Here is an 8,493-nt window from a genome sequence, read left to right as displayed (position 1 = left end):
GCCACGTTACCTGCTCTGTGTAGCTATCTGAAGCAGCGCTTTGATAAACCAACAGGCATTGCATTTATCGATTCTACTTCTCTCAAGGTGTGTCACAACATGCGTATTCCTCGCCACCAAGTTTTCGCGGGAAAAGCCAAGCGGGGTAAAGGAACAATGGGCTGGTTTTATGGGTTTAAACTTCACCTCATCATGAATGATGAAGGTGGTTTATTAGCAGTAAAAGTGACAGCTGGGAATGTTGATGATAGACAGCCGGTGTTAGATATGGTCGATAATGTTACAGGTAGTTTATACGCTGATAAAGGTTATGTATCTGCAAACCTAAAAGCGGAACTTGCTGAGCAAGGCATTGATTTTATTACAGGTCAACGAAGTAATATGAAACGTCAGCCAATATCATCTTGGGATAGAGCGATGTTATCAAAGCGTTTTATCATTGAAACAGTTTTCGACCAACTGAAAAATATGGCTCAAATAGACCATACAAGGCACCGCAGCTGCATCTCATTTATGGTTAATTTAATGGCTGGATTAATTGCCTATACCTTTCAGACTAAAAAGCCGAGTATTAAAGTGACTCGGCTTTAATTCTTATGCAGATCTGAGGTTATCTAGGTGGCTAGCTAATATTTTTACTAAAAATATTTCCGAGTTTGGTGAGAGAGCAGACAGTGCTATCAATGGGTTGTCAAAGGATTCAGCTTTTATTTTTACTAGTAAATCGCTGTAACTGTTACAGTCATACAGACAAATAGCTAGGGCTTCTTGGGCTTGTCCAAGGGGAATAGTTAATAATTTAGATAATCGTTTTGCCTGCCTTTTTATATTTACTAGCAGGTCTTCTTTATTAAAAGACATCAATACACCAAAAAACGGCAACGCTAGGCCACGCACCTATGTCACTCAGTTTTTGTGAATATTTAATCTTTTAGTTCAGAGTAAATCCATTTCGTCCTGTTTTCGTGGGAACGGGCTTCTCTGAAAAGCCACTGCAAAAAGCAGTGGCTATTGTCGCAATATTATAAGGAAATGTGAATTGTAGTTTGATGCCTACATGTTCTTTTCAGTGAATTCAGCCAAGCTACTACGCTCTACTTCATCAAATATCAATACTGAGCCTTTTTCATAGTTTCTATACACGTTAACAGCCGCGCTAGCACCTGAAGATGCGGGTGTGACAAACTTATCATCAATCTGGGCTAAGTTGCCCAACACGATTGTGCGACAATTTTTGCCACCACGGCTTAACATGCCCTTAATTTGCGCTCTAGTCATGTTTTGAGCTTCATCAATGATTAAAACAGCATCGTCTATTGAACGACCTCGGAAGTAAGCCATACTAGTAAATTCTATATTGGCTTTTTCGATCACATGCTCAACAGTTGCACTAATATTACCTTCATTGTTATCACCTGAATGCATTGATATAAGCGCATCTGTTATACCTGCTAATAACGGCATTGATTTCTCTGTCAGGTCACCGGGTAAAAACCCCGGATCATCGTCCATAAAGTCTCTGGAGCGCACCACAACGATTTTTTTGTACTTTTTTAACTCCAATACTTGATGCAGCGCCGAAGCAACTGCTAAAAAAGTTTTTCCGGAGCCAGCAGGGCCAAGGATGATATTTAAGTCATAATATGGATCTGTTAATTGGCTTAAAGCTACTGCCTGACGCTGATTTTTAGGCAAAATGCCCCATACTTTTTCTTGTTTACGAGGCAATAACTTTGTGAATACCTCAGTATCTGTTACTTCTGAAATTCGCCCAATGTGTCCAGCTTCATCGTACCAATACATGTTTGGCTGAACTTCATCATTAAATAGACTTATTGGGAAAGTATAAACTTCTCCTGAAACCTTGAAGTCTTTGTCTGATTTAATTCGATCAAAAAGATCTCCTTTAAAGGCTTGTACCCCTGTGTATAAAAGATCAATATCTGATATTTGATTATCTACGGCAACGTCTTCTGCCATGACCCCTACGGTTCGAGCTTTCAAGCGCATATTAATGTCACGGCTAACAATTACTACGTCTTTATCTAAGTCCTTCTGAAGATACAGTGCATAGTTAATTATTCTATTGTCAGCGTCACTTCCAATACCGTGCTTTAACTCTTTAGCCATATCGAGCTGGGTATCAATTCCAATAAACAGTTTTCCTCGTTTAGCTGTTTCAGTAGAAGGCAGTGGAATACCAGCTTCCATCTCTTCTGCACTGTGCCCATTTATTATATCTTCAAGCATACGAATACATACACGAGCATCAGCACTAACCGATTTGTTAGTTCTTTCTTTTAAGTTATCTAATTCTTCTAGAACTGTTAGACAGATGTAAATATCATCTTGATATGACAGGATACTTTTTGGATCATGAACCAACGCAGACGTGTCAAGAACACGAGGGTTTCGGTTTTCAACAGAGCTTTTCATGACGCAGCCCTCCAAAAGTTTGCATCGTTGCTAGAATGCGTGTTGTACTTACATCCCAAATAACAAATACTCTGTAAAGATTGGCTATTGTGGGAATGCTTAAAGTCGTTACAAAAATCCATGTTTAGAGAAATTCTTTTTACTTTTTCTACAGGCCAATAAAAACAAGGGGGTAAAAACTTTAAAATCTTTCCAATTCGGGGTTGTAAAATCACCACCGCATTTTGAATGCTTCGCCCACGCATAAAGTTCACCGATTTAAACTGAACATTGGCTTTTTCCATAATGTAATTACGGCTTGAAACAGGGTTCTCATCTCCTTTATGTAGCACCTCTAAGGTATCAGTTATTGCAGCCAGCCAAGGCGCCATTTTCTCTTCCTCGGTGCCAGGTAAAAAGCCAATCGATTCTGCAATTTCAGGGGTATTACGGGTTACAATGACTTTATCGTAAATACCTTTTTCAATCACCATTTCCAGCGCACACGCAAGTGCCAGTAAGGTTTTACCACATCCCGCTGGGCCGGTTAAAATAACAAGCTCAATAGACGTGTCGAGTAAGGCATCAAGGGCCATTGCTTGGTAAATATTTTTTGGCTTTATTCCCCATGCACTTTGATGCATCAATCGCTCTGCACCAATATCTTTAATGGTAATATGCTCACCATCATACGATTTAACTCTAGCGGCAAACTGATCGCCATCATCAAGTAAATATTCATTACAAAACACATCAGGAATTAAATCTTTAGGGATATGATGAACTGTTTCACGTCCGTGTTGCTCAGTATTACACTCGCCGACATGCTGCCAAAAATCGCCCTCAATTTTTTTATAACCACTGGTGAGTAAATCAATATCGTCAATTAACTGATCAGTACGATAGTCTTCAACATATTTAAGCCCCGCCCCTTTGGCTTTTAAGCGCATGTTAATATCTTTAGTTACTAATATGACTTTTTTATCGCTGTGCTGGTTTTGTAAATGCACCGCACAATTAATAATACGGTGGTCGTTTTCATTGCCCGGCAAACCAGAAATAGAATCGGCAAATAAATGGTCGTTTACAATAATTAAGCTGCCTGTCGATCCGCCTTGTTTATTCCTTGGCAGCGCCACACCTTGTAACATTTGTTCGGGAGTTGCCTGACTCAACACCCCATCAAGGCCACGAATAGCCACTCGCGCATCGCGGCTCACATCGTGTTTTCTATCTTTTATATGATCAAGTTCTTCCAATACGGTCATTGGGATAACCACTTGGTGCTCTTGGAATGACAAATACGCGAGGGGTTCGTGAAGTAATACATTGGTATCTAGCACATACATTTTACTATCAAAATTTGAAGCTTTTCCCATAGTACTTTCCTTACGTTTTATGATTTTTATGCTATACCCAATAAACTAATCAGTGGTTACTAATAAACTTGATTAATTACTTAGGTATATTTTGAGTTTAGTCTATTTGTCATAAAAGTCTGTTTTATGACAAATATCATTTAGTTTGAATTTTCCACAAAATCGACGCACTAATGAGCGCTTAGGGTTGGTAATAATTCATACTTATAAAATTAATTAAAAGTCAGGCAAATAGCGCCTTGCAGTGGTGTTATCTAACAGGTAACATAGCCGCCTTTTTCTTCATAGACGAGACATACATGAATTTTTCCTTAGGTCAGCGTTGGATAAGTGACACAGAGTCAGATTTAGGATTAGGCACCGTTGTTGCCATTGATGGCCGCCAGGTCAGCATTTTATTTCCTGCCAGTGGTGAAAACCGTGTTTATTCTTCTGCAGAAGCTCCGGTAACCCGCGTAGCATTTAATCCTGGTGATGTGATCCGAAGCGTTGAGGAGTGGGAATTACAAGTTGAGTCAATTGAAGTACAAGGCGAATTACTGTGCTATCACGGTGAACGTATTGATAACGGTGAAAAAGCACAATTAAAAGAAACTTTTTTAGATCACTTTATCAAGTTCAATAAACCGCAAGACCGCTTATTTGCAGGCCAAGTGGACCGTTTTGATCGGTATACTTTGCGCTATCAAACTTGGTTACATCAGTTTGAACGTCAGCAGTCACCTATTAAAGGCTTAATTGGTCAACGCGCTAATCTTATTCCGCATCAGCTTTATATTGCTCAAGAAGTCGGTAAACGTTTTGCACCGCGTGTATTACTGTCTGATGAAGTAGGCTTAGGTAAAACCATCGAAGCGGGCATGATTTTACATCAACAAATTATCACCGGTCGTGCCAGCCGTGTACTTATTGTTGTGCCTGAGAACTTACAACACCAATGGTTAGTAGAAATGCTACGCCGTTTTAATTTACGTTTTTCAATTTTTGATGAAGAACGCTGCGACGAAGCGTTTGCTGATTCACCCAATGTATTTGATACCGAGCAACTGGTACTTACTAGCCTTGAGTTTTTAACCAAGAAAAAACGCTGGTTTGAACAAGCTACTTTGGCCGACTGGGATTTATTAGTAATCGATGAAGCGCATCATTTAAGCATTAACAACAATAAACCCAGTGCCGAATACCAACGTATGGCTGAGCTGAGCCAAGATATTCCAGGCCTAATTCTTCTTACCGCTACGCCAGACCAACTGGGTCATCGTAGTCATTTTGCTCGTTTACAACTGCTCGATCCAGATCGTTTTTACGACTATGACGTGTTTAAAGAAGAAGAAGCAAACTACAAAGACGTTGCCGAAGCTGCTAATCAGTTATTACAAGAACAAGCACTGGATGACAGCGCAAAAGCCACATTAATTGAGCTATTAAAAGAAACAGATATCACCGATATCCTTGAAAAAGCCCAACAAGGCGACCTTGCTGCACGCAAAGAAATACTCAATATGTTACTGGATCGCCATGGCACTGGGCGCATATTATTTAGAAATAGCCGCAGTGGCATTGATGGCTACCCTAGCCGTAAATTACATGCCTACCCAATGGCATTACCTAAGCAATACAAAACAGCAATGACCGTACTGGGTAATATGAGTGGCATTCAAAATGCCGAGCTCAGTGCGCAACGTGCACTTTTCCCAGAAAAAATATTTCAAGAATTTGAAGGTGAAAGCGCAAGTTGGGGATTATTTGACCCTCGCGTAGATTGGTTAATTGAAACGCTAAAAACACTCAAGCGTGAAAAAGTACTTCTTATTTGTGCTAAAGCCGAAACAGCAATTAGCCTTGAGCAAATATTACGTGAACGCGAAGCAATTAAAGCGTCTGTGTTCCATGAAGGTATGTCGATTATTGAACGTGACCGCGCTGCGGCATTCTTTGCCGATGAATACGATAACGCACAAATATTACTGTGTTCAGAAATTGGTTCAGAAGGTCGTAACTTCCAGTTTTCACATCACTTAGTGTTATTTGATTTACCACTCAACCCCGATTTACTTGAGCAACGTATTGGTCGATTAGACCGTATAGGGCAAACACAAGATGTGAACATTCACGTGCCTTATTTTGAAAACACGGCCCAAGAAGTACTACTGCGTTGGTATAACGAAGGCTTAGATGCGTTTGAAAGCACATCAACCACTGGGCAGTTGCTGTATAAAGAGTTTAGCGAAGATTTACTTGAGTACATTGCAGCTCATAATTGTGATGAAGATGAGCTAGATCCACTCCTTGAGCAAGTAGCACAGAAAAATGCAGTATTACGCAAACAAATGGAAAGTGGCCGAGATCGCTTACTAGAGCTACATTCATCGGGACAGGGTGCTGCTGATTCACTTGTAGCTGACATTGAAAAGCTCGATAACCAGTTTGAACTGCCAAGCTACATGATCAACGTGTTCGACACCTTTGGTGTAAGCCAAGAAGATAAAGGTGAAAACACCATTATTTTAAAACCCACTGAGCACATGTTAAACGCTTCGTTTCCATCGCTAAAAGACGATGGTATGACAGTAACCTTTGACCGTGATACCGCGCTTTCTCAGGAAGATGTGCACTTTATTAGTTGGGATCATCCTATGGTGCAAGGCACTATGGATATGATTTGTGATGATGATTTTGGTAGTTCATCGGTGGCGTTACTTAAAAACAAAAAGTTACCACCAGGCACCTTTTTTGTTGAGCTAATATTTGTTGCCGAAGCCATGGCACCAAAAGTACTGCAAGTGGGTCGCTTTTTACCCCCTACGCCAATTCGTATTTTACTCGATAAGAGCAGTAATAACTTAGGTGAAAATGTTGGTTTTGATGGCTTTAATCAGCAACTATCTGCGGTAGGTCGTCAAACGGCGAGTAAATTAGCTGGTGCATTACAAAGTGCGGTTCATCCAATGATCAACACAGCAAAAGACATGGCGCAACAAAAGCTGGATGTTATCCGTGCTGAGTCATTAGTAAAAATGCAAACATCGTTAAGCGAAGAGCAACAGCGATTAGTTGCACTGAAGCAAATTAATCCAAACATTCGCCAAGAGGAAATTACCTTTTACGATAAACAACGCAATGAGCTAACCGCACATATTGAAAAAGCGCAGTTAAAACTCGATGCGATTCGTTTGATTGTGGTTTCGCACTAGAGAATCTAGCTGTTAGCTATAAGCTGTAAGCTGTAAGTCGTTAGTTAAAGATCAACTAGCGTGTGTATTGAAAAAAGCGCGATATTTATATCGCGCTTTTATTTTTATATCAATAAGGTACATCTAAATTTCAAATACTAAGCTTATAGTATTTAATTTTATCAATTACTCATTAGTACTTATTTAATTACAGCCACTCATCAGTATCTTGACCGCCTAAAATAGCCATTATTTCAACATCCGTTGCTGAAATTCTGTAATAAATACTGTCTGAGCCACAAACTGCACGCCGATAGCCTGTACGAATATGATCAACCGATTGGTAAGAATAAGGATTTGCAGCTAGCTTTTCAAACATAGAAAAGAAACTGTAAAAGTAAATATCTGCTTGCTGTTGTGAAAATGCTTTGCAACCATATTGATAAATACGACGTAAGTCTTCTTTGGCATCGTTTGAAAGTTTAAATGTGCGCACTACTTAATGCTTGCTTTAAATTCTGCTAACATTTCATCGGCAGATTGAGCACTAAAACCGCTTTTTTCTGCGTTAGCAAGCTTACTATTTATAGCTTCAGCCCTTCTTGCACGTCGAATTAAATCATTCACCAATTCACTTTTATTTGCGTAATCACCGATGTTCTCAACGTGATTACGTAGCCATAAATCATTTTGTTCAGTAAGTGAAATACTTTGTCTTGCCATAATGAATTTCCAAAACGTTAGTCTGGTGTAATTTTACACCAGACTAAAAAATACGCAATTAAACTTTTACCTTTTCCCTTGAGCCTTTGCGCTCACTCCACTAAAATAGCGCACTTCAAAATCACTGAGGTCTGCCGTGTTAGTTAACTACAATCCCCCTATGAGCCCGTATTTAACTATACTGTTTCAAGATGATGATTTACTTATTGTAAATAAGCCTAGCGAATTACTCACCGTCCCAGGTAAAGACCCAAAACATGCCGATAGCTTAATAAATCGCGTCAACCGTGTTTTTCCTAGTGCTAAAATTGTTCACCGTTTAGATATGGCTACCTCTGGCATACTTTGCTTAGCAATGAACAAAGCTGCTCATCGGCATTTAAGTATGCAATTTCAAGAACGCGAAACAGAAAAACGTTATATTGCACGTGTTTACGGGCAACTTGAAACTGAAACAGGCTCTGTTGATTTACCTCTTATTTGTGATTGGCCGAATCGTCCTAAGCAAATGGTTGATCATGACAATGGCAAACCTTCGCTCACTCATTTTAAAGTCCTTGAACGTGAAGCACAGGCAACCCGTGTAGAGCTTACTCCTATTACAGGGCGCTCACATCAGCTGCGCGTGCACATGTTAAGCTTAGGCCACCCTATTTTAGGCGATCGTTTATATGCTCACAAAGACGCACTTTCTGCGGCACCTCGCCTACAGCTACATGCACAAATGCTACAACTCAAACACCCTGTAACGGAGCAAGTACTTACTTTTGAAGCTGAGAGCGAGTTTTAACAAGGATTAATCT

The 8,493-nt window shown here is 39.9% G+C and carries 8 protein-coding genes; 3 read left to right on the top strand and 5 right to left on the bottom strand.

The window, feature by feature from the left end; genetic code table 11:
* A partial coding sequence (locus ND6B_RS04480) for an IS982 family transposase (protein WP_033103245.1) occupies window positions 1-591 on the top strand: 591 nt, incomplete at its 5' end.
* Window positions 592-594: 3 nt separating this feature from the next.
* Here the strand turns inward: ND6B_RS04480 and ND6B_RS0119400 are convergent.
* The 3 genes from ND6B_RS0119400 to ND6B_RS04490 form a co-directional block, all read right to left on the bottom strand.
* Window positions 595-861 carry a hypothetical protein gene (locus ND6B_RS0119400; RefSeq protein ID WP_235420561.1) on the bottom strand — a complete coding sequence of 89 codons (267 nt, stop codon included), beginning with the start codon at window positions 859-861 and terminating at the stop codon, window positions 595-597.
* A gap of 192 nt (window positions 862-1,053) precedes the next feature.
* Window positions 1,054-2,436, bottom strand: a complete 1,383-nt coding sequence (locus tag ND6B_RS04485; protein WP_008464132.1) for a PhoH family protein — start codon at window positions 2,434-2,436, stop codon at window positions 1,054-1,056.
* Entirely contained in the window at window positions 2,433-3,794 is a 1,362-nt protein-coding gene (locus ND6B_RS04490; protein WP_033103992.1) for a PhoH family protein, read from the bottom strand. Before ND6B_RS04490 ends, ND6B_RS04485 begins: the two co-directional genes overlap by 4 nt.
* A 299-nt stretch (window positions 3,795-4,093) precedes the next feature.
* On the opposite strand from ND6B_RS04490, the gene rapA reads away from it, so the two are divergent.
* On the top strand, window positions 4,094-6,988 hold the full coding sequence (gene rapA / locus ND6B_RS04495; RefSeq protein WP_033103991.1) for an RNA polymerase-associated protein RapA: 2,895 nt from the start codon (window positions 4,094-4,096) through the stop codon (window positions 6,986-6,988).
* A 187-nt stretch (window positions 6,989-7,175) separates the two neighbouring features.
* On the opposite strand, the gene ND6B_RS04500 is transcribed toward rapA, so the two are convergent.
* The gene (locus tag ND6B_RS04500; protein WP_033103990.1) at window positions 7,176-7,463 is read right to left on the bottom strand and encodes a type II toxin-antitoxin system RelE/ParE family toxin; all 288 of its coding nucleotides are present in this window, start codon (window positions 7,461-7,463) and stop codon (window positions 7,176-7,178) included.
* Complete coding sequence (locus tag ND6B_RS04505; protein ID WP_033103989.1) at window positions 7,463-7,690, bottom strand: ribbon-helix-helix domain-containing protein; 228 nt, start codon at window positions 7,688-7,690, stop codon at window positions 7,463-7,465. Before ND6B_RS04505 ends, ND6B_RS04500 begins: the two co-directional genes overlap by 1 nt.
* Before the next feature lie 136 nt (window positions 7,691-7,826).
* On the opposite strand from ND6B_RS04505, the gene rluA reads away from it, so the two are divergent.
* Window positions 7,827-8,480 (top strand): bifunctional tRNA pseudouridine(32) synthase/23S rRNA pseudouridine(746) synthase RluA, encoded by a 654-nt coding sequence (gene rluA, locus ND6B_RS04510; RefSeq protein ID WP_081844637.1) that lies wholly within the window; start codon window positions 7,827-7,829, stop codon window positions 8,478-8,480.
* Window positions 8,481-8,493 lie beyond the last annotated feature (13 nt).

The sequence above is a fragment of the Pseudoalteromonas sp. ND6B genome, assembly GCF_000764215.1.
GTDB lineage: Bacteria > Pseudomonadota > Gammaproteobacteria > Enterobacterales > Alteromonadaceae > Pseudoalteromonas > Pseudoalteromonas tetraodonis.
Note: the sequence above shows the minus strand (reverse complement) of the source record. Positions and strands in the feature narration are given on the sequence as shown.